17 protein-coding genes are annotated in these 22,955 nt (G+C 45.4%); 9 read left to right on the top strand and 8 right to left on the bottom strand.

What is annotated here, in order from left to right:
- The first annotated feature begins 71 nt into the window (after positions 1 to 71).
- The 3 genes from prmA (at position 72) to fis (ending at position 2,388) form a co-directional block, all read left to right on the top strand.
- On the top strand, positions 72 to 959 hold the full coding sequence (gene prmA, locus L3V33_RS18545) for a 50S ribosomal protein L11 methyltransferase (RefSeq protein WP_114634090.1): 888 nt from the start codon (positions 72 to 74) through the stop codon (positions 957 to 959).
- A 140-nt stretch (positions 960 to 1,099) separates the two neighbouring features.
- Entirely contained in the window at positions 1,100 to 2,068 is a 969-nt protein-coding gene (dusB, locus tag L3V33_RS18540) for a tRNA dihydrouridine synthase DusB (protein ID WP_237291044.1), read from the top strand.
- Positions 2,069 to 2,091: 23 nt separating this feature from the next.
- Positions 2,092 to 2,388 carry a DNA-binding transcriptional regulator Fis gene (gene fis / locus L3V33_RS18535; protein ID WP_004729744.1) on the top strand — a complete coding sequence of 99 codons (297 nt, stop codon included), beginning with the start codon at positions 2,092 to 2,094 and terminating at the stop codon, positions 2,386 to 2,388.
- Positions 2,389 to 2,477: 89 nt separating this feature from the next.
- Here the strand turns inward: fis and zntR are convergent, their stop codons facing one another.
- A complete protein-coding gene (gene zntR / locus L3V33_RS18530) occupies positions 2,478 to 2,918 on the bottom strand; it encodes a Zn(2+)-responsive transcriptional regulator (protein WP_237291018.1) in 441 nt (146 codons plus the stop codon).
- 323 nt (positions 2,919 to 3,241) lie between these two features.
- Between zntR and purH the strand changes: the two genes are divergently transcribed.
- Together purH and purD are read left to right on the top strand one after the other, a co-directional pair.
- Positions 3,242 to 4,834, top strand: a complete 1,593-nt coding sequence (gene purH, locus L3V33_RS18525; RefSeq protein ID WP_237291016.1) for a bifunctional phosphoribosylaminoimidazolecarboxamide formyltransferase/IMP cyclohydrolase — start codon at positions 3,242 to 3,244, stop codon at positions 4,832 to 4,834.
- An 85-nt stretch (positions 4,835 to 4,919) separates the two neighbouring features.
- Positions 4,920 to 6,209, top strand: coding sequence for a phosphoribosylamine--glycine ligase (purD, locus tag L3V33_RS18520; protein ID WP_237291015.1), 1,290 nt, complete (start codon positions 4,920 to 4,922; stop codon positions 6,207 to 6,209).
- Positions 6,210 to 6,421: 212 nt separating this feature from the next.
- Here the strand turns inward: purD and L3V33_RS18515 are convergent, their stop codons facing one another.
- Together L3V33_RS18515 and hupA are read right to left on the bottom strand one after the other, a co-directional pair.
- The gene (locus tag L3V33_RS18515; RefSeq protein ID WP_237291014.1) at positions 6,422 to 7,120 is read right to left on the bottom strand and encodes a DUF1481 domain-containing protein; all 699 of its coding nucleotides are present in this window, start codon (positions 7,118 to 7,120) and stop codon (positions 6,422 to 6,424) included.
- Between the two features lie 47 nt (positions 7,121 to 7,167).
- Positions 7,168 to 7,440: a nucleoid-associated protein HU-alpha gene (gene hupA, locus L3V33_RS18510; protein ID WP_004729753.1), complete on the bottom strand. Its 273-nt coding sequence runs from the start codon at positions 7,438 to 7,440 to the stop codon at positions 7,168 to 7,170.
- 270 nt (positions 7,441 to 7,710) lie between these two features.
- Between hupA and L3V33_RS18505 the strand changes: the two genes are divergently transcribed.
- Positions 7,711 to 8,862, top strand: coding sequence for a hemolysin family protein (locus L3V33_RS18505; RefSeq protein WP_237291013.1), 1,152 nt, complete (start codon positions 7,711 to 7,713; stop codon positions 8,860 to 8,862).
- Positions 8,863 to 8,942: 80 nt separating this feature from the next.
- Here L3V33_RS18505 and L3V33_RS18500 read toward each other — a convergent pair whose 3' ends face one another.
- Positions 8,943 to 9,530 carry a DUF416 family protein gene (locus L3V33_RS18500; protein WP_054548251.1) on the bottom strand — a complete coding sequence of 196 codons (588 nt, stop codon included), beginning with the start codon at positions 9,528 to 9,530 and terminating at the stop codon, positions 8,943 to 8,945.
- A gap of 71 nt (positions 9,531 to 9,601) precedes the next feature.
- Between L3V33_RS18500 and L3V33_RS18495 the strand changes: the two genes are divergently transcribed.
- Both L3V33_RS18495 and L3V33_RS18490 read left to right on the top strand, forming a co-directional pair.
- Positions 9,602 to 10,528 carry a D-2-hydroxyacid dehydrogenase gene (locus tag L3V33_RS18495; RefSeq protein ID WP_065207437.1) on the top strand — a complete coding sequence of 309 codons (927 nt, stop codon included), beginning with the start codon at positions 9,602 to 9,604 and terminating at the stop codon, positions 10,526 to 10,528.
- Positions 10,528 to 11,121, top strand: coding sequence for a uracil-DNA glycosylase family protein (locus L3V33_RS18490; protein ID WP_237291012.1), 594 nt, complete (start codon positions 10,528 to 10,530; stop codon positions 11,119 to 11,121). The genes L3V33_RS18495 and L3V33_RS18490 overlap by 1 nt, the downstream gene beginning before the upstream one ends.
- Before the next feature lie 108 nt (positions 11,122 to 11,229).
- Here the strand turns inward: L3V33_RS18490 and hemE are convergent, their stop codons facing one another.
- Positions 11,230 to 12,297, bottom strand: coding sequence for a uroporphyrinogen decarboxylase (gene hemE, locus L3V33_RS18485; RefSeq protein ID WP_004729761.1), 1,068 nt, complete (start codon positions 12,295 to 12,297; stop codon positions 11,230 to 11,232).
- 299 nt (positions 12,298 to 12,596) lie between these two features.
- Positions 12,597 to 13,406, bottom strand: a complete 810-nt coding sequence (gene nudC / locus L3V33_RS18480) for an NAD(+) diphosphatase (RefSeq protein ID WP_237291011.1) — start codon at positions 13,404 to 13,406, stop codon at positions 12,597 to 12,599.
- Between the two features lie 165 nt (positions 13,407 to 13,571).
- On the opposite strand from nudC, the gene L3V33_RS18475 reads away from it, so the two are divergent.
- The gene (locus tag L3V33_RS18475) at positions 13,572 to 14,069 is read left to right on the top strand and encodes an Rsd/AlgQ family anti-sigma factor (protein ID WP_054548255.1); all 498 of its coding nucleotides are present in this window, start codon (positions 13,572 to 13,574) and stop codon (positions 14,067 to 14,069) included.
- 347 nt (positions 14,070 to 14,416) lie between these two features.
- Here the strand turns inward: L3V33_RS18475 and rpoC are convergent, their stop codons facing one another.
- Complete coding sequence (gene rpoC / locus L3V33_RS18470; RefSeq protein WP_237291010.1) at positions 14,417 to 18,619, bottom strand: DNA-directed RNA polymerase subunit beta'; 4,203 nt, start codon at positions 18,617 to 18,619, stop codon at positions 14,417 to 14,419.
- A gap of 90 nt (positions 18,620 to 18,709) precedes the next feature.
- A complete protein-coding gene (gene rpoB, locus L3V33_RS18465; RefSeq protein ID WP_029222057.1) occupies positions 18,710 to 22,738 on the bottom strand; it encodes a DNA-directed RNA polymerase subunit beta in 4,029 nt (1,342 codons plus the stop codon).
- Between the last annotated feature and the right edge of the window lie 217 nt (positions 22,739 to 22,955).

The raw sequence follows: 22,955 nt of genomic DNA, 5'->3' as shown, positions 1-22,955 counted from the left end.
GGTTTTGATGAATTTGCTCATATTTTCTGCTAGACTCCCCATCCAATTTTTCTCATATAGAAGATGCAGCCATGCCTTGGATTCAAATCAAGCTTAATGCGACCAATGAAAATGCCGAACAAATCGGCGACATGTTAATGGAAGAGACTGGTGCTCTTTCCGTAACTTTCCTGGATGCACAAGATACCCCTGTATTTGAGCCTCTGCCGGGTGAAACTCGCCTTTGGGGTGATACTGACATTCTCGCGCTTTACGACGCTGAGACTGATACTGGTGTCGTTCTAGCGCAGATTAAAGCAAGCAACATGTTCCCTGCAGACTTTGCTCATAAAGTAGAGCAAATTGAAGACAAGGATTGGGAACGTGAATGGATGGACAACTTCCACCCAATGAAGTTTGGTGAGCGTTTATGGATCTGCCCGAGCTGGCGCGATATCCCTGAACCTGACGCTGTAAACGTAATGCTAGACCCTGGTCTTGCATTTGGTACAGGTACTCACCCAACAACAGCATTGTGTCTTGAGTGGCTTGAAGGCTTAGACCTGACAGGCAAAACCGTGATCGACTTCGGTTGTGGCTCAGGCATCTTAGCTATCGCTGCGATCAAACTAGGCGCGGAAAAAGTTATCGGGATCGACATTGATCCTCAAGCTCTGCTTGCTTCAAAAGACAACGCACAACGCAATGGTGTTGCTGAGCAGCTAGAGGTGTTCCTACCACAAGATCAACCGGAAGGTTTGCTAGCTGACGTTGTTGTTGCCAACATCCTTGCAGGTCCATTACGCGACCTTTCAGGCATCATCAAAGGCCTAATTAAGCCAAATGGTGTACTTGCGATGTCGGGTGTTTTAGATACACAAGCGGAAGATGTTGCGACTTATTATCGTGATGAGCTTCACATTGATCCGATCATTGAACAACAAGAATGGTGTCGAATCTCAGGTCAGAAGCAAGGCTAGGTAAGACTTTGAGCGCTAATTGACTGAAATTTAAACAAATTACAAAAACAAATTGTAAATGCTCAAATATTAGTCTTTTCACGCAGCGAAAAAATGCGTAAAATGCGCGCCCTTGCTGGTACAGAACTGTGATGACATTTTTGAAAATCGGAAATTATCAACTTAAGAACAATCTAATCGTCGCTCCTATGGCTGGCGTAACGGATAGACCATTCCGTGAGTTGTGTCTTCGTTACGGTGCGGGGATGGCAGTCAGTGAAATGATGTCCTCCAATCCTAAAGTTTGGAAAACGTCAAAGTCTCAGCAGCGTATGGTACATGAAGGCGAATCGGGCATTCGTTCAGTACAAATCGCTGGTGCAGATCCACAGCTTATGGCCGAGGCTGCTCAATTTAATGTCGATAACGGTGCGCAAATCATCGATATCAACATGGGGTGTCCAGCCAAAAAAGTGAATAAGAAGCTTGCGGGCTCAGCCCTACTGCAGCATCCAGAACTCATTGAAGATATTCTGAAAGCGGTGGTAAATGCTGTCGACGTTCCAGTAACGTTGAAAACGCGCACAGGCTGGGACACAGACAACAGAAACTGTGTCCAAATCGCGAAAATAGCCGAAGACTGCGGCATACAAGCTCTTGCCCTTCATGGGAGAACTCGCGCTTGTATGTACAAAGGTGAGGCAGAATACAAACACATTAAAGCAGCGAAACAAGCAGTATCTATTCCGGTTATCGCTAACGGTGATATCGATAGTCCGGAAAAAGCGAAGTTTGTGCTGGAGTACACCGGTGCTGATGCTTTAATGATAGGTCGACCTGCCCAAGGACGTCCTTGGATTTTTAACGAAATCCTACACTATTTGGAAAACGGCACCACGATGGACCCGCTCCCGATTTCGGAAGTGAAAGACATCATGCTTGGTCATGTGAACGCTCTACATAAGTTTTATGGCGAGTTTTTAGGCCCCCGAATTGCTCGTAAGCATGTGGGTTGGTACCTAAAAGAACATGAACAAGCGAGTGAGTTTCGCCGTACCTTCAACGCATTCGAAGCAGGTGATCTGCAGCTTGAAGCGCTAGAAGGTTTTTTTGATAACGTTGCACCATAATTACGAGAAGAGCTAGACCGAATATGTTCGAACAAAATCTGACTTCAGAAGCATTGACAGTAACTACAGTTACATCACAAGACCAAATCACGCAGAAACCACTACGTGACTCAGTTAAAGCATCATTGAAAAATTACCTTGCTCAATTAAACGGTCAAGAAGTCAGCGAGTTATACGAATTAGTATTAGCTGAAGTTGAACAGCCACTACTAGACACTATCATGCAGTACACTCGCGGTAACCAAACTCGCGCAGCAACCATGATGGGTATTAACCGCGGTACTCTTCGCAAGAAACTTAAAAAATACGGCATGAACTAATCGTTCTTTCGTAATTTATTGAATGGAAAGCCAAGCTCATTTTTGAGTTTGGCTTTTTTTTTGCTTGTAGAACTGTAATAGGTGGCTGATTACTCTCCAGTGCGACAGCAGCGCTCTTTATCAACGTTTGCTGAATCCAAGGCTGCCAGAATAGAACAATGGCTCGCATCGTCATCTATGTGGCCACAGCAGGCATCATTGATCTTCTTGAGTGCCGTTCGAATCTTAGTAAGCTCCGTTATCTTTTCATCAATCATTTCTAACTTAGAAGAAGTAATCGACTTCACTTCAGCGCAACTGTGTTGAGTCGCTTCAAGGCGAATCTCTAACAATTCTTTGATTTCATCTAAACTCAGCCCTAACTCTTTAGATTTGAGAATAAACGTCACCTGCTTTTGGTTATTTTCATCATACAGGCGATAACCCGACTCACTGCGACTGGCTGGTGCAATCAGGTTATTCTTCTCATAAAAACGCAAGGTATCGGCTGTCACACCGCATCGTTTCGCCAACTCGCCAATCTGAAACATGTTTTTTCCTATTCTTTCATCCATTCCACTATTAACCTTGTTGTTACTTTTCAGGCTGAAATGGCACTTTTCATAATTAATTTTGAGATGCCAAACGATTGCGCGAGCTTTTTTGTAATAAATTAGTTAGAATCTGCGCCATCAAATTTGGAGTTGGTTATCTTATAGCTTGATTATAAGAACACCCAAAAGGTCTTTACCAAAACTGGCCAATATTTTATCTCTTACTGGTATCTAAGATACTCCACGCTAAGAAGATAGAAACAAGTTCTTTTTTGGCAAATATCTTTATTTTAACCCCATGAATTTGAGGAAATGGAAGCATGAATAACGCTCGTCCAATTCGCCGCGCTCTCATCAGCGTATCAGACAAAACTGGTATCGTTGAATTTGCACAAGCTCTTGCTAACCGTGGTGTAGATATCTTATCTACTGGTGGCACTGCTCGCCTGCTTGCTGAAAAAGGCATCTCTGTAACAGAAGTATCTGACTACACTGGCTTCCCAGAAATGATGGATGGCCGTGTTAAGACTCTGCACCCGAAAGTTCATGGTGGTGTTCTAGGCCGTCGTGGCCAAGATGATGACGTGATGGAAACTCACGGTATCAACCCTATCGATATGGTTGTTGTAAACCTATACCCATTCGCAGAAACCGTTGCTAAGGAAGGTTGTACCCTTGCTGACGCTGTTGAGAACATCGACATCGGTGGCCCAACAATGGTTCGCTCTGCGGCTAAAAACCACAAAGACGTAACGATCGTTGTAAACGCACACGACTACGAGCGTGTTGTGGCTGAAATGGACGCGAACGAGAAATCTCTAACCCTAGAGACTCGCTTCGACCTCGCTATCGCGGCATTTGAGCACACCGCTTCTTACGACGGCATGATCGCTAACTACTTCGGCACTATGGTTCCTAGCTACGGCGCGAACAAGGAAGGCGATAAAGAGAGCAAATTCCCTCGTACGTTCAACCAACAGTTCGAGAAGAAGCAAGACATGCGCTACGGTGAGAACAGCCACCAAGCAGCCGCTTTCTACGTTGAAGCGAACCCTGAAGAAGCGTCTGTATCTACAGCTCATCAAATCCAAGGTAAAGCACTTTCTTACAACAACATCGCTGACACTGACGCAGCACTTGAGTGTGTGAAAGAGTTCAACGAGCCAGCATGTGTGATTGTTAAGCACGCTAACCCATGTGGTGTTGCACTAGGTGAAGACATCCTAGAAGCTTACGACCGCGCATTCAAAACAGACCCTACATCTGCATTTGGCGGCATCATCGCATTCAACCGTGAACTAGACGCGGCAACAGCAACGGCTATCACTGAGCGTCAATTCGTTGAAGTTATCATTGCACCGTCTGTTTCTGCTGAAGCAGTAGAAATCGTAGCGGCTAAGAAAAACCTTCGCCTACTTGAGTGTGGTGAGTGGACAACGAAGACGACTGGCTTTGACGTGAAGCGTGTTAACGGTGGTTTGCTAGTTCAAGACCGCGACCAAGGCATGGTTTCTGAAGACGACCTGAAAGTAGTTTCTAAGCGTCAACCAACGGCTGAAGAGCTAAAAGATGCTCTATTCTGCTGGAAAGTAGCGAAGTACGTTAAGTCTAACGCTATCGTTTATTCGAAAGGCGACATGACGATTGGTGTCGGCGCTGGCCAAATGAGCCGCGTTTACTCTGCGAAAATCGCAGGCATCAAAGCTGCTGACGAAGGTCTACAGGTTGAAGGTTGTGTGATGGCATCAGATGCATTCTTCCCATTCCGTGACGGTATCGACGCGGCAGCAGAAGCTGGCATCAAGTGTGTTATCCAACCGGGCGGCTCTATGCGTGATGACGAAGTTATCGCAGCAGCAGACGAACACGGCATGGCGATGATATTCACAGGCATGCGTCACTTCCGCCACTAATATTTAGTTCACCTAAACAATTAGTAGCTATCGAGCCTCTCAATTTTGAGGGGCTTTTAAGAATTAAAGACTTAAGGATTGAAACATGAACGTATTAATCATCGGTGCTGGCGGTAGAGAACATGCTTTGGGTTGGAAAGCAGCACAAAACACAAACGTTGAAACAGTATTCATTGCTCCAGGCAACGCAGGTACTGCGCTAGAGCCTAAACTTGAAAACGTAAAGATTGGCGTTGAAGACATCGCTGGTTTAGTCGCGTTTGCTCAAGAGAAGAAAATCGAACTGACTATCGTGGGCCCTGAAGCACCATTGGTTATCGGTGTGGTTGATGCATTCCGCGAAGTAGGTTTGCCAATCTTTGGCCCTACTCAAGCCGCAGCACAGCTTGAAGGCTCTAAAGCATTCACTAAAGACTTCCTAGCTCGTCATGAGATCCCAACAGGTTACTACTCAAACTTCACTGAGATTGAGCCAGCTATCGCTTACGTTCGCGAGCAAGGTGCTCCAATCGTAGTGAAAGCTGACGGTCTTGCCGCGGGTAAAGGCGTTATCGTTGCGATGACCCTTGAAGAAGCAGAAGACGCAATCAAAGACATGCTAGCGGGCAACGCCTTTGGCGAAGCTGGCAGCCGCGTGGTTATCGAAGAGTTCCTTGAAGGCGAAGAAGCAAGCTTCATCGTAATGGTTGACGGTTCTAGCGTACTTCCTATGGCCACCAGCCAAGATCACAAACGTGTTGGCGACAAAGACACAGGGCCTAACACGGGTGGCATGGGTGCTTACTCTCCTGCGCCGGTTGTAACTCCAGAAATCCACAACCGTATCCTTGAAGAAGTTATCTACCCAACGGTACGTGGCATGGACGCGGAAGGCGCACCTTACACAGGTTTCCTTTACGCTGGCCTAATGATCGATGCTGACGGCACACCTAAAGTTATCGAATACAACTGCCGCTTCGGCGATCCAGAAACGCAACCTATCATGATGCGTATGGAGTCAGACCTTGTTGAGCTTTGCCTAATGGCTATCGACGAGAAACTCGACGAAGCAGAATCTAAGTGGGATCCACGCGCTTCTATCGGTGTTGTTCTTGCGGCTGGTGGTTACCCTGCTGACTACGCAAAAGGTGACGTTATTTCACTACCAACAAGCGAAGTTGAAGGCCAAAAGGTTTTCCATGCAGGTACGACAAATAATGAAGCTGGCGACGTAGTGACAAACGGCGGTCGTGTACTTTGTGCAACAGCACTGGGCAATACGGTTTCTGAGGCTCAGGAGCGCGCTTACGCGTTAACTAAGCAAGTTAGCTGGAATGGTATGTTCCACCGCAATGACATTGGTTACCGTGCGATTGCGCGCGAGCAAGAGCAGTAATCAGTAATCAGTAATCAGTAATCAGTAATCAGTAATCAGTAATCAGTATCATCATTCGGCTAGATTCGAATATCAGCAAATGAATGACTGCAATTGAATAAAAGAAAAGGCGCCTCAACAGGCGCCTTTTTTATCGATTAGTGGTACTTGTACTGACTAATCAGCACTTGGCCTATAGTAGGCCAAATACTCTGATACTGTTCAAGCGATCTCTATTCTTTCAGCAATGAGGGCCTTGATACACACTCATGATTTTCATCTGCCAATATCAAAAACTCAGCAACCGACAATTTTCTCAAAGACGCTTTACCGACAAAAGCACCATAGCTCTCTACAGACGATAAACGGTTAATCACAAAATTAGGCAATGTTTGGTTGAACTCAAAGTCATCAAACTGCTTACCAGAACAAGTCTGAAACGTTTTGCCATTCCAATAGCCCTGCAAAAGCTCTAATCCTTCATCATTTTGCTTCTCGGTAACATCGAGAACGGATGTCGCTTCCTGTTTATATCTGTCGAGTTGAACCGACTGTAACGGTAATACTTTTTTACCAATACGATACTGTTGATACACAGCCTCACCAGACTGATTAAAGCGCACATGTACACGATATGGAACCAACGCCAGTGAATCATCGCGTAGTTCACCTTCACGTACAAATTCACGAAGCACATCTTCCGACCAAACATAGTCAGTTTTGTACCAGCCGTAATCGCCCATGGTGACATAGTCAGCAGAAGTATGAGGTTGTGTTAGCTTGTTGGTGACCCAGTAGAAACTTGTCGCGTCGCCCATGACTTGGCCGCCGGTGTGAGTTTCAAATTGCTCTAGGTTTTTGCTGGGGCTGGTTGATGAACAGCCAATGAGGAATGTAGATAATAGTGAAACGAGAAGAAATACTTTTTTCATAAAAACCTGTACCGAGGTGGAATACGACTACCTCGGTACAGTTTAGATTATTTCACTGAATCTTTCAGCGCTTTACCTGCAACAAATGCTGGAACATTTGCAGCAGCGATTTGGATCTCATCACCAGTTTTTGGGTTACGACCAGTGCGAGCTGCACGGTGGTTTACTTTAAAAGTACCAAAACCAATTAGCTGAACTTGATCGCCATCTTTAAGAGCATCTGTAACACCGCCAAGAGTCGCTTCTAGAGCAGCTTTAGCTTGTGCTTTAGAAAGGTCCGCTTTTTCAGCAATAAAGTCGATTAATTGAGTCTTGTTCATTTTAGGTTTCCCTTCTTTGTATTTTTGAATTCAATTTACTCTAAAACATAAATGCCCCATCTGGCAAAGGTTTGTCGTCGATCTTTAGCTCTAATGCCGTAGTTTTAGCCATAATATGAGTAATAACTCACAATTTGTTACTGATTTTATTGAGCAAGCCCTTGTTTAAAAGGGGCTGAGAGGCAAATTAATGATGACCTAGCCACTACTTTATCTCTATAATCCACGCTGAATCGCTGCTAAAGCGTACAATTTAATTTAAGGGCAAACATGCTGCTGCTAACTATTTACGTCTCCATTGCTATTGGAGTTTCTTTCATTTGTTCTGTTTTAGAAGCTGTACTTTTGAGTATTAGTCCGAGCTATATTGCTCAACTAAAACAAAATGGGCACCCTGCAGCAGAGTCTTTAGACAAACTGAAAACAGACATTGACCGCCCGCTCGCGTCAATTTTAACGCTCAACACCATCGCACACACAATCGGTGCTGCGACGGCAGGTGCACAAGCGGCTGTGGTTTTTGGTAGCCAATGGTTAGGTGTATTCTCTGCCGTACTGACTTTGGGTATTTTGGTTTTGTCTGAGATTGTTCCAAAAACCATTGGTGCAACCTACTGGCGCCAACTTGCTCCAGCATCATCAAACGTACTTCGCTGGATGGTTTTCTTTCTAACACCGTTTGTCTGGTTCTCAGAACAGATCACCAAACGTCTTGCTCGTGGCCACCAAGCACCAAAAATGCGTGATGAGCTGTCTGCAATGGCTATTTTGGCAAAAGAGAGTGGTGAGTTTGCTGAAGGCGAATCAAAAATTCTGAACAACCTATTAGGCATTCAAGATGTGCCCGTGACTCAAGTAATGACGCCGCGCCCTGTTGTATTCCGCGTCGATGCCGAAATGAGCGTGGATACGTTCCTAGAGCAACACAAAGACACACCATTCTCGCGCCCATTAGTTTACAGCGAGCAAACTGACAACATCATTGGTTTTGTGCACCGTCTGGAACTGTTTAGATTGCAACAAGCGGGTTGTGGCGAGAAAGCTCTGGGTGAAGTAATGCGCCCTATCCACGTGTTGCTGAACAACATGGGCTTGGCTAAAGCCTTTGACCAAATGATGGCAAACCGCCTGCAGCTTTCCTTAGTAGTTGACGAGTACGGTACGATTCAGGGCATCATCACCCTAGAAGATATCTTTGAGCACCTAGTGGGCGAAGAGATCGTCGACGAGGCAGATAAGACGACTGACATGCAAGAACTGGCATTTCAGCGTTGGGAACAGTGGAAAGAAACACACGGTGTTATCGAAAACCGCGATGAAGAGGACGAGCTAGAGGAAAAAACTCTAACAGACAACGACACCTCAGACTCAAAGTCAGTGGATGAAGACAAGGTTCAAAAAGAAGACAAAAAAGACGCTTAATCTCAATTTGATACCGTCAGATACAACAAAGGCTCCCTAAGGAGCCTTTGTTTTTATTCGTACTTTGATGCGATAGCGAATTATAACGCTACACCAATGTTACTTACTGGGTCTTCACGCAGTTCGTGGCGTAGATCTTTGATCAGATCTAGGTCACGCTCAGTCGTTTCACGTAGAGGTCGGAAGATGGCCCACTGAACGTCCCACTCTTCACACACCGCTTCGTTTTCTTTCTGGTTTTCGTTTGTCACTTCTTCAGCGCCTTGAGCAAACTCAAGCTCAGCAACCGTCTTCACCGATTGTTGACTCACTTTAATTACAGTTTCAAGCAGATGTTCACGATCAAGTAAGCCATGAATTAACGTTGCCAAGCCTTGGCACGCGTCCATCGCAGGGTAAACACCGTAAAAATCAAAATCATCTCCACTTGGGAATAGCTCTTCGACTTTCTCAAGTTGACGCTCAAAATTCACCTTTGCCGTTTTAACGGTTAGGATTTCCCAAATGCTATCCAAAACATCACGATAGATTCGAGCTTCCGCAAATTCTGTATTCTCACAAAACATGGCATAGTTAGGGTACATACGCTCACATAGACACGCCATAAAGGTAATTTGTTGCCAAGGTTCTAACTTTTCTAGACGAACCTGCAGTGGATTCTGAAGCATAGTCACTCAATAATTGCAGAAAAAGACAGCGAAAGTGTACTTGATAAACCTAGGATGGAAAAGGTAGGCCGATGAACAATTTTACGAATAAGCTCTATATTCTTACTGAGCATGACGATACTTATACGCAACTGATTCTAAACCAAGGGTTACCTGACCTCGAAATCACTCAAAACCCCGAATTAGCTGAGATCGTGCTGGCTTCTCCTCCTTTAATCGCGGAGCGACTTAATGAGTTTAAACATCTAGACTGGGTGCAGAGTACCTACGCAGGAATCAATAAACTCACTCAGCCGGATCTGCGTCAAGATTATACGCTGACCAACGTCAAAGGCATCTTCGGCCCTGCGATTGCTGAATACGTGTTAGGTTACACGATCAGCCACTGTAGACACTTCCCTCACTACCACCAGCAACAAGCACAACGAAGCTGGCAACCACAGCTATATACTAGCCTAACTGACAAAACCATGGTGATTTTAGGGACAGGTTCAATCGGCAGTCATTTAGCGAAAACCGCAGCTGCTTTTGGTATTCATACCATTGGAGTCAACCGTACCGGCATTCCATCAAAGCAAGAGACCTTTAAAGACACTTTCCACATCAATGAGATAGAGGCTGCCCTTAAGCAAGCGGATATCGTGGTCAACACCTTGCCATCAACAGATGAAACCTATCAATTACTCAATCAAACGACCTTAAGTTACTGCTCGAATGTGCTGCTCTTTAATGTTGGCAGAGGAGAGAGCTTAGATAACAAAGCCTTGCTGCTTGCGATTAAGAATAAGTGGGTTGAGCATGCTTTCTTGGATGTGTTTGAAAGTGAACCCCTCTCGCAGGAGCACCCTTTCTGGACATTGCCGCAAGTGACCATCACCCCGCACATTGCAGCGCTGAGTGAGCCAAGGCAGGTGGTAGAGATCTTCGCCGAGAATTACCAACAGTGGCGAGATGGCTTTAAACTTAACCATGTCATCGATTTTGATAAAGGCTACTGATGCCCTCATCGTTACTCAAAGAGATTCGACAGTGCCGAGCTTGTGAGCCTCACCTATCACACGGTGCTAACCCGGTGATTCAAGCGCATCCAAACGCGCGCTTGCTTATCATTGGGCAGGCACCCGGCATCAAGGTTCATGAGTCATCGATCCCTTGGAATGATGCCAGTGGCGAACGATTAAGAGAATGGTTAGGGATAAATAGCGATACGTTTTATGACGAACAAAAAGTTGCGATTGTTCCTATGGGGTTTTGTTATCCGGGAAAGGGAAAGAGTGGCGATCTCCCACCACGTAAAGAGTGTGCGGAGCTTTGGCATAACAAAGTGCTGCAATCGCTACCCAACATTCAAATGACACTGCTGATTGGCCAATACGCGCAAAACTATTACCTAACAAATAAAACCACCAGCACACTAACCGAAACCGTGCGTAATTGGCAAAGATGGGCGCCTGAGTTTTTGCCGCTACCTCACCCTTCGCCACGCAATAATATCTGGCTCAAGAAGAACCCTTGGTTTGAGAGTGACGTTATTCCTTACATCCAAAAGCACATCTCGGAGCATTTGGCCTACTATGATCCAAATACCTAATTAGCTGCACATCCACGATGATTAAGCCGATATTGGATGTAGATAAACAGATAATAAAAAAGCGCTGCCGATTTCTCGACAGCGCTTTTTCTAAAAACACATACTGAATTACTTATGGTATGGCTTAGATAGGTCGTGAACTGCGTCCACAAATACACCAGCATTCTCTGGTGGCACATCTAGGTGAATACCATGGCCAAGGTTAAATACGTGACCAGTACCGCCGTCACCAAAACCTTCAAGGATAGTGCCGACTTCTTCACGAATACGCTCAGGTTGTGCGTAAAGCACTGATGGGTCCATGTTGCCTTGTAGAGCCACTTTATCGCCAATACGCGCTTTTGCATCCGCAATATTGATTGTCCAGTCTAGACCCACCGCATCACAGCCAGTCGCTGCGATAGATTCTAGCCACATGCCACCGTTCTTAGTGAACAGAGTAACCGGTACACGGCGACCTTCGTTTTCACGGATTAGGCCATCTACAATTTTATGCATGTACTGTAGTGAGAACAGGTTGTAGTCACGCGGAGTAAGTACACCACCCCATGTGTCGAATACCATTACCGATTGTGCACCCGCTTTAATTTGCGCGTTCAGGTATTCAATAACGGTGTCAGCCAGCTTATCTAGAAGTAAATGCAGTGTTTGTGGCTCTGCGTACATCATCTTCTTGATCTTAGTAAACGCCTTCGAGCTGCTGCCTTCAACCATGTAAGTTGCCAGTGTCCAAGGGCTACCAGAGAAACCAATCAATGGCACTTCGCCTTTCAGATCTTTACGGATCTGACGAACGGCATTCATTACGTATTGAAGCTCTCCTTCTGGATCAGGTAGGCCAATCTTCTCTACGTCAGCTTTACATGTGATAGGACGTTCAAACTTAGGACCTTCACCAGTTTCAAAGTACAAGCCTAAGCCCATTGCATCAGGGATAGTTAGGATGTCAGAGAACAAGATTGCCGCATCAAGCGGGAAACGACGTAAAGGTTGAAGTGTTACTTCTGATGCCAGTTCAGCGTTTTTGCACAAAGACATGAAATCGCCCGCTTCAGCGCGCGTTGCTTTGTACTCTGGAAGATAGCGGCCAGCTTGGCGCATCATCCATACTGGTGTGTAATCAACAGGCTGTTTTAAAAGTGCGCGTAAATAGCGATCGTTTTTTAATTCGGTCATTCCGTTAAATTCCAATTCAATCTTGTCTAGTTTTGATGGCAAGTATTCTAACACTGATTGAAGGGTAAAAGCTGTGTGCTTTGCAACCTAGATCAAGTTATTAACTTTTAAATCAATGCTTAATTTGCACCCAATTGCAGGAGCATGTTAAAAATTTGTTCGCTAGCGAAAATTACAATTATAACATCTGAGTAGTCACTACTCAGCATCTCATAACGACATCTTACTTACCCCCTCCACTTGTGGAGGGTTTTTTTTAGCTTTTGACCACCTATAGGCCAAATACTATCATAGGTAAATTAGTACTCTATCGTCTGCTTCGTCACATCATCTTTCGCCACGTCACCCACAGTTTTCTCAATCAATTGTCTCGCAATCGTTCCTACTGGAGCTACATCAGGCAGGCTTGTTACATCAAACCATTGGGCATCCGACAGTTCACTGTAATCTGGTTTAAGCGTTCCACCAGCATAGTCAGCCAGAAAGGCCATCATCATACTCGACGGAAAAGCCCATGGCTGGCTGCCAAAGTAACGGATATTACTGACATCGATGCCTGTCTCTTCTTTGACTTCTCTTGCCACACACTGCTCTAAGGTCTCTCCAACCTCTAGGAAGCCCGCTATCACGGTATACATACCTGTTTTATGTCTTGGGTGCTGTGCAAGCAATATCTTGTTGTCGTTTCGTACAGCGACAATGATGCACGGGAAGATACGAGGGTAATGAAGCGTTCGGCAATCTCCGCATTGCATCGCCACCTGATTATGATTGAGGTGATTACGACCGCCACACTGAGGACAAAAACGCATACTTTGCGTCATGTGCCCATACTGGATAGCTTTGCTTGCTGTCAGAAAACTCGATTCAGGCCAGTGTAATAACTCACGTAGGTTTATCATGGTCAACTCACTCTCAACATCACAGTCGTTGAGCCAATACACCTTACGACCTTGATGCTGACCAATACAGATTGCATGCTCGACACTCAGCCCTAGCTCCTCTGCTGCGCCATAAGGAAACTGATCATTATTAACCCAAATATCACTACCTGAAACGACGCACCAATAAGCTTGCTCTGTCATTTTGTTATCACTTTTTTTTAACATCCCTATGCCTCATTGCTTGCAGTTCGTTCATTTTACTGGCAATCTAATTTCATACTAGAGTTGTAGCAGAGAATATTTCAAGCTATTACTTTTAGTAGTTACCAATAAACGGACCTTGCTTAGGCAATTACCATGATCACAAGGTTGTGATCAGATCATGAGGACATGGTCATGCTAAATAAATTCAAACAAATACAAGAACAATGGGGTGGCTCTAATGAGGTCATCGATCATTGGCTCGAAACTCGACAGTCTCTAATCGTTGAGTATTGTAAGCTTGCCGCTCTACAGCCTTCATCGTCGAAAGCAACGGCAATCACCGAACTGCCTTCTCCAGAAGAACTCCAAAAATTCAGCCAACACCTTGTTGATTACATCTCCGAAGGTCATTTCAAAATCTATGACATGGTGATGGACAAATGGCAGTCTACTGGCTTCAAAGCAACAGACGAAATCAACCAGTCTTATGGTCATATCGTCCTTACCACGGACCCTTTGCTCAACTTCACCGATAAGTACGCCGCCATTGAAGCTAGTGATACATTAGAAAGCTTTGATAGTGAGCTGTCACTTATAGGTGAGATTCTTGAGGCTAGGTTTGCGGTTGAAGACCAGCTGATACAACAAATTGCCGACAGCCTAGCGGTTCCACCAGGAGCTTAATGGCTTGACACCTTCTAAGCTTGCCTCTGTGCAAGCTTTTTGTTTTGTCTGTAGCGTTACCTAACACATCCAACTCTTTTTCCAGAGCCTATTGGTTCGTCCCTACTCTGATGTTTTGCGATAACCCGACGTAACACTTCCACCAGTTTCATCCTCAGCCCTCCCTGTAAACACGCAAGCTGCCTTAGAGAAAGTACTATCGACTAAGTCCACCAGCCAAGCAATCGACAAGCAAGCATACCTATCAACTTCGAATCGATAAGCCTCTCGTTAAACACTTATACGCCAGATACAAAAAAGGCACCCGAAGGTGCCTTTTCTTATCTCTTAGAGACTACTCGTAGAGCCTACTCTTCTGAAGAGAAACCAGCGTTTAGAAGTGCTGCTAGATTGTCAGTAGCTTGTTCAGCTGAAGGACCTTCTTGCTCTTCTTCACGTTGCTTTTGACGCTCTTGGTGGTATGCGAAACCAGTACCAGCTGGGATCAGACGACCAACAATTACGTTCTCTTTCAGACCGCGAAGGTCATCACGCTTACCAGAAACCGCAGCTTCTGTTAGTACGCGAGTCGTTTCTTGGAACGATGCAGCTGAGATGAATGACTCAGTTGCAAGAGATGCTTTAGTAATACCTAGTAGATCACGTTCGAAACGTACTAGTTCTTTACCTTCAGCTTCTAGCTTACGGTTAGCAATCTTAACATTGTGGTACTCAACTTGTTCGCCAGGTAGGAACGGAGAGTCACCAGAATGAGTGATTGTACACTTACGTAGCATTTGACGAACGATAGTCTCAATGTGCTTATCGTTAATCTTTACGCCTTGTAAGCGGTAAACTTCTTGAACTTCGTTCGCGATGTACTGAGTTACTGCGTGGATACCACGTAGACGCAGGATATCGTGTGGAGTTTCAGGACCGTCGGCGATTACATCACCACGTTCAATCTTCTCACCTTCGAACACGTTCAATTGACGATGCTTAGGAATCATCTCTTCGTAAGCGTCACCGCCTTCACGAGTGATTACTAGACGACGCTTACCTTTCGTTTCTTTACCGAAAGACACAGTACCTGTGTGCTCAGCAAGGATCGCAGGCTCTTTAGGCTTACGAGCTTCGAATAGGTCAGCTACGCGAGGTAGACCACCGGTGATATCTTTGTTTCCGCTCGATTTTTGAGGGATACGAGATAGTGTGTCACCAATGCCAACTTCAGCGCCATCTTCGATGTTTACAATCGCTTTGCCAGGTAGGAAGTAGTGAGCTGGCATATCAGTACCAGGGATCATTACGTCGTTACCTTGCTCATCAACAAGTTTGATAGCTGGACGCATATCTTTACCTGCTGCTGGGCGAGCTTCTGCGTCTGTAACTTCACTTGAAGAAAGACCCGTTAGATCGTCAGTGTTACGAGAAACTGTAATACCATCGATCATATCTACGAATTGGATACGACCTGCCACTTCAGTGATGATTGGCATGGTATGCGCTTCCCAGTTAGCTACAACTTCACCAGCAGTAACTGCTGCGTTGTCGCCTTTGGTTAGCATCGAACCGTAAGGAAGTTTGTGCTTCTCTTTCGTACGGCCGAATTCATCAATAATCGTCATCTCAGATGCACGAGAAGTGATAACCAGTTTCTTATCTTTGTTAATTACGAACTTAGCATTGTGAAGCTTCACAGTACCAGTTGTCTTAGCTTGGATGCTGTTCTCTGCTGCTGCAGTAGATGCCGCACCACCGATGTGGAACGTACGCATCGTTAGCTGTGTACCCGGTTCACCGATAGATTGTGCAGCGATAACACCAACTGCTTCACCTTGGTTTACTAGGTGACCACGTGCTAGGTCACGACCGTAACACTGTGCACAACAACCGAAGTCTGCATCACAGGTAACAACAGAGCGCACTTTCATGCTATCTACTGAGTTGTCTTCCATGATTTGACACCACTTCTCATCAATCAGAGTATTACGTGGAATCAGTACATCTTCAGTACCAGGCTTAAGAACATCTTCAGCAACAACACGACCAAGAGCAAGCTCAGAAAGTGCAACTTTAACGTCACCACCTTCGATGTGAGGCATCATGTCGATACCTTCATGCGTGCCACAGTCATGTTCGTGTACTACAACGTCTTGAGCAACGTCTACTAGACGACGAGTTAGGTAACCCGAGTTTGCTGTTTTCAGTGCTGTATCCGCAAGACCCTTACGAGCACCGTGCGTTGAGATAAAGTACTGAAGGACGTTTAGACCTTCTTTAAAGTTCGCAGTGATCGGCGTTTCGATGATTGAACCATCTGGACGCGCCATCAGACCACGCATACCTGCTAGCTGACGAATCTGAGCTGCAGAACCACGTGCGCCCGAGTCGGCCATCATGTAGATGCTGTTGAACGATTCTTGCTGTTCTTCTTCGCCGTCACGGTTAATAACTGTTTCAGAAGATAGGTTATCCATCATTGCTTTCGCAACGCGGTCATTCGTAGATGCCCAGATATCGATAACTTTGTTGTAACGCTCACCCGCAGTAACAAGACCAGATTGGAATTGTTCTTGGATTTCGCGAACTTCTTCTTCAGCAGATTCAATCTCGTCGTATTTCGCTTGAGGAACAACCATATCGTTGATACCTACAGAAACACCAGAAAGAGCCGCGTATGCGAAACCTGCGTACATGATTTGGTCAGCAAATACTACTGTATCTTTTAGACCAAGCTTACGGTAACACTCGTTAAGAAGAGTAGAGATCTGCTTCTTACCTAACTTTTGGTTAACGATGCTGTACGGAAGGCCTTTAGGAACGATCTGCCATAGCATTGCACGACCTACAGTCGTATCTACTAGGCCAGTATTCGTTGTGCTATTGCCGTCTTCGTCTACTACTGTTTCAGTGATACGTACTTTAACGCGAGCATGTAGCTCAGCAGTCTTAGTACGGTATGCCTTTTCAGCCTCAGCAGGGCCAGCAAGGTACATACCTTCACCTTTCACGTTGATCTTGTCACGTGTCATGTAGTAAAGACCCAATACAACGTCCTGAGAAGGTACGATGATCGGATCACCTGATGCTGGCGACAGAATGTTATTCGTCGACATCATTAGGGTACGAGCTTCAAGCTGTGCTTCTAAAGTTAGAGGCACGTGTACAGCCATTTGGTCACCATCGAAGTCGGCGTTGTATGCCGCACACACTAGTGGGTGAAGCTGAATCGCTTTACCTTCGATTAGTACTGGTTCAAACGCTTGGATACCTAGACGGTGAAGTGTAGGTGCACGGTTAAGCAGTACTGGGTGTTCACGGATAACTTCGTCTAGGATATCCCAAACGATCGCTTCTTCGCGCTCTACCATTTTCTTAGCAGCTTTGATTGTCGTAGCCATGCCACGAGTCTCTAGCTTGCTGTAGATGAACGGCTTAAATAGCTCAAGTGCCATCTTCTTAGGAAGACCACACTGATGTAGACGAAGGTATGGACCTACTGTGATTACAGAACGGCCAGAGTAGTCTACACGTTTACCTAGAAGGTTCTGACGGAAACGACCTTGTTTACCCTTGATCATATCAGCAAGAGATTTCAGAGGACGCTTGTTAGAACCCGTGATCGCACGACCGCGACGACCGTTATCTAGAAGGGCATCAACAGACTCTTGCAACATACGCTTTTCGTTACGTACGATGATGTCTGGAGCCGCTAGCTCTAGAAGACGCTTCAAACGGTTGTTACGGTTGATCACACGACGGTAAAGGTCGTTCAGATCTGAAGTCGCAAAACGACCGCCATCTAGAGGTACTAGAGGACGAAGATCTGGCGGTAGCACTGGAAGTACAGTTAGGATCATCCACTCAGGCTTGTTGCCTGACGAGATGAACGCTTCAACTAGCTTCAAACGCTTAGTAACTTTCTTACGCTTAGTTTCAGAGTTAGTTGTTTCCAACTCTTCGCGCATTTCTTCCACTTCTTGATGAAGGTCCATTGTTGAAAGCAGATCTTTGATCGCTTCAGCACCCATCTTAGCAGTGAATTCGTCACCCCACTCTTCTAGACGATCCAGGTACTCTTCTTCAGTAAGCATCTGAGATTTTTCTAGATCAGTCATACCCGGTTCAGTTACTACGTACATTTCGAAGTAAAGAACACGTTCGATATCACGCAGAGGGATATCCATTAGTAGACCGATACGAGACGGTAGTGATTTTAGGAACCAGATGTGAGCAACTGGTGAAGCAAGCTCGATGTGGCCCATACGGTCACGACGAACTTTAGTTTGTGTAACTTCAACGCCACACTTCTCACAGATAACACCACGGTGCTTCAGGCGCTTGTATTTGCCACAAAGACATTCGTAGTCTTTAACTGGACCAAAAATACGTGCACAGAACAGACCATCACGTTCAGGTTTGAACGTACGATAGTTAATTGTTTCTGGCTTTTTAACTTCACCAAAAGACCACGAACGGATCGTGTCTGGTGAAGATAGACCGATTTTGATTGCATCAAATTCTTCGGTCTTATGCTGTGCTTTTAGAAAGTTTAATAAGTCTTTCACGTTCAGCTCCTGTAAGGAGTTAAAGGAGCTCACCGACTAAAGTGAGCCCCCTTTACCAAGTAATCCAATCTTCTTTATAAAAAAGAGGGATTACTCTTCGTCTTCTAGCTCGATGTTGATACCTAGCGAGCGAATCTCTTTCAACAGTACGTTGAACGACTCTGGCATGCCAGGTTCCATGCTATGGTTGCCATCTACGATGTTCTTATACATCTTAGTACGGCCGTTAACGTCATCCGACTTAACTGTTAGCATTTCTTGTAGAGTATATGCAGCACCGTATGCTTCTAGTGCCCATACTTCCATCTCACCGAAACGCTGACCACCGAACTGAGCTTTACCACCAAGTGGTTGCTGAGTTACTAGGCTGTAAGAACCAGTTGAACGAGCATGCATCTTGTCATCAACCAAGTGGTTCAGTTTCAGCATGTACATGTAACCAACAGTTACAGGACGCTCAAACGAATCACCAGTACGACCATCAAACAGTTTAAGCTGACCAGATTCTGGCAGATCACCCAGTTTAAGTAGTTCTTTGATTAGAGACTCAGAAGCACCGTCGAACACAGGAGTAGCAATCGGTAGACCGCCACGTAGGTTCTTAATCAGTGTACGAACTTGATCATCAGACAGTTCAGCAATATCAACTTTCTGACGAGTATCACCAAGATCATAAACCTTCTGTAGGAACTCACGGAACTTATGCAGTTCTTGTTGTTCCTTAACCATTTGGTTGATCTTGTCACCGATACCTTTCGCAGCCAAACCTAAGTGAACTTCTAGGATCTGACCGATGTTCATACGCGATGGTACACCCAGCGGGTTAAGTACGATGTCTACAGGCTGACCTTTCTCATCGTATGGCATGTCTTCAACAGGGTTAATCTTAGAGATTACACCTTTGTTACCGTGACGACCGGCCATCTTATCACCAGGCTGGATACGACGTTTAACCGCTAGGTAAACTTTAACAATCTTAAGAACGCCAGGCGCTAGATCATCACCTTGAGTGATTTTACGACGCTTAGTTTCAAACTTCTTATCGAAGTCTGCTTTTAGCTCATCCCACTGCTCAGCAAGTTGCTCAAGCTGTGTTTGTAGCGCATCGTCTTCTAGAACTTGCTCTAGCCATTGCTTACGACCGATAGTATCAAGCTTAGCTTCAGAGTAACCACCAGACAGAAGTACAGCTTTAACACGGTTAAGAAGGCCACCCTCAAGAATTTGGAACTCTTCAGTTAGGTCTTTCTTAGCTTCTTTAAGCTGCATCTGTTCGATTTCAAGTGCACGTTTGTCTTTCTCTACGCCATCGCGAGTGAAGACTTGTACATCGATGATAGTACCCGAAACAGAGTTTGGTACACGTAGAGAAGTATCTTTAACATCAGACGCTTTCTCACCGAAGATAGCACGTAGTAGCTTCTCTTCAGGAGTCAGTTGAGTTTCACCTTTAGGGGTTACTTTACCAACTAGGATGTCGCCACCCTTAACTTCAGCACCAATGTAAACGATACCTGACTCGTCTAGTTTAGACAGAGCAGACTCACCTACGTTTGGAATATCAGCTGTGATCTCTTCAGAACCCAGCTTAGTATCACGAGCCACACAAGATAGTTCTTGAATGTGGATTGTCGTGAAACGGTCTTCTTGAACTACGCGCTCAGATACTAAGATCGAGTCTTCGAAGTTGTAACCGTTCCAAGGCATGAATGCGATACGCATGTTTTGGCCAAGAGCAAGTTCACCAAGGTCAGTTGAAGGACCATCAGCAAGAACATCACCGCGTGCAACTGGTTCACCAGGAAGTACAGTTGGACGTTGGTTAATACATGTGTTTTGGTTCGAACGCGTGTACTTAGTTAGGTTGTAGATATCGATACCAGCTTCGCCAGGTACCAATTCATCTTCGTTAACCTTAACTACGATACGAGAAGCGTCTACAGACTGAACCTGACCACCACGTTTAGCAACCGCTGTAACACCAGAGTCAACTGCGATGTTACGTTCAATACCAGTACCTACTAGAGGCTTATCAGCTCTAAGTGTTGGTACCGCTTGACGTTGCATGTTGGCACCCATCAATGCACGGTTCGCATCATCGTGTTCTAGGAACGGGATAAGCGAAGCAGCGATAGATACTACTTGGTTTGTCGCAACGTCCATGTAGTCAACGTGCTCGCGTGGGTGAAGACCAGATTCACCTTTCTGACGAGCTGTGATTAGCTCATCTGCAAACGTACCTTCTTCTGTAAGAATAGTGTTTGCTTGCGCGATTACGAATTGACCTTCCTGGATTGCAGACAGGTAATCAACTTCTTCTGTTACTACACCATCTACTACACGACGGTACGGAGTTTCTAGGAAACCGTAATCGTTACAACGTGCAAACGCAGATAGCGAGTTAATTAGACCGATGTTTGGACCTTCAGGCGTTTCGATCGGACATAGACGACCGTAGTGAGTTACGTGAACGTCACGTACTTCGAAGCCTGCGCGCTCACGAGTAAGACCACCAGGACCTAAAGCAGAGATACGACGTTTGTGCGTAACTTCTGACAATGGGTTGTTTTGGTCCATAAACTGTGAAAGCTGTGAAGAGCCAAAGAATTCTTTAACTGCAGCAGAGATCGGCTTAGCGTTGATAAGATCTTGAGGCATGATTGCATCAAGGTCACCAAGGCTTAGGCGCTCTTTAACGGCACGTTCTACACGAACTAGACCAACACGGAATTGGTTTTCTGCCATTTCACCTACAGAACGGATACGACGGTTGCCAAGGTGGTCGATATCGTCCACTTCACCAATACCGTTACGGATGCCGATCAGTTTCTTCATCACTTCGATGATGTCTGATTCATCCAGAGTACCGCGCTCTTCTTCTTCTTCACGCTCGATAGAGCTGTTGAATTTCATACGGCCTACAGTTGATAGGTCGTAACGATCTTCAGAGAAGAATAGGCTTTCGAACAATGATTCTGCAGCTTCTTTCGTTGGTGGCTCGCCAGGGCGCATCATGCGGTAGATTTCTACCAATGCAGAGATGCGATCTACTGTGCTATCCGCACGTAGAGTGTCTGACATGAATGGACCATGGTCTAGGTCATTCGTGAACAGCACTTCTAGAGTCTTGTGACCTGCTTGAGACAGGTTAGCAAGTGCTTCTAGGCTAATCTCTTGGTTTGCGCCAACGATGATCTCGCCAGTTGCTTCGTTGATGTAATCTTTCGCAGCAATCTTTTCAACGATGTACTCTACTGGTACTTCGATGTGCTCAACGCCATCTTTTTCAAGTTGACGGATATGGCGAGCAGTAACACGACGACCAGTCTCAACGTAAGTTTTACCGTTTGATTCGATGTCGAATGACGCAGTTTCACCACGTAGACGATCAGGAACCAACTCCATAAGTAGAGTTTGGTCTTTAACTTCGAAGTTCACCTTGTCGAAGAACAGATCTAGGATCTCTTCAGTCGATTTACCAAGTGCACGAAGAATAATCGATGCAGGTAGCTTACGACGACGGTCGATACGTACGAATAAGTTATCCTTAGGATCGAACTCAAAGTCTAACCATGAGCCACGGTAAGGAATTACACGTGCGTTATAAAGAACTTTACCTGATGAGTGGGTCTTACCCTTATCACTGTCGAAGAACACGCCTGGGCTTCGGTGCAGCTGGGATACGATAACCCTCTCGGTACCATTAATTACGAAAGTACCATTGTCTGTCATAAGCGGAATTTCGCCCATGTAGACTTCTTGCTCTTTAATGTCTTTTACAGTGCCTGCTGGTGCGTCTCGATCAAAGATAACTAGACGTAGTTTTACGCGTAGTGGCTTTGAGTAAGTTACACCGCGGATTTGACATTCTTTAACGTCAAAAACTGGCTCACCAAGACGGTAGCTAACGTATTGCAGCTCAGAATTGCCGTTGTAGCTCTGAATTGGAAATACAGAACGGAAAGCAGCTTCAAGACCGTATTGACCTTCTGGATCCTGTTCGATGAATTTATCGAAAGAATCAAGCTGGATCGATAACAGGTATGGAATGTCCAAAACTTGTGGACGAGTACCAAAATCCTTACGGATGCGCTTTTTCTCGGTATAAGAGTAAACCATGGGGTTCCTCAGCTCGCTGATAAGTGACCCAAACCACCCAAAACACTCTTCAGAGGGGGCGGTGACAAACAGCTGTTTACTGTAGTTGAACAATCATTTCGAAAAAATGACTGTTTTTTTGCTCGGATTATGACGGTTAAACAGCGGGAAATTCGTCATAGCCCTACAGCGCAAAAAGGCCGGTGGTTAATAAACCACCAGCCAATAGCCTTGCGGC

The organism is Vibrio sp. A2-1 (genome assembly GCF_021728355.1).
Classification (GTDB): Bacteria; Pseudomonadota; Gammaproteobacteria; order Enterobacterales; family Vibrionaceae; genus Vibrio; species Vibrio splendidus_K.
This window is presented reverse-complemented; position numbering and strand designations above follow the sequence as displayed.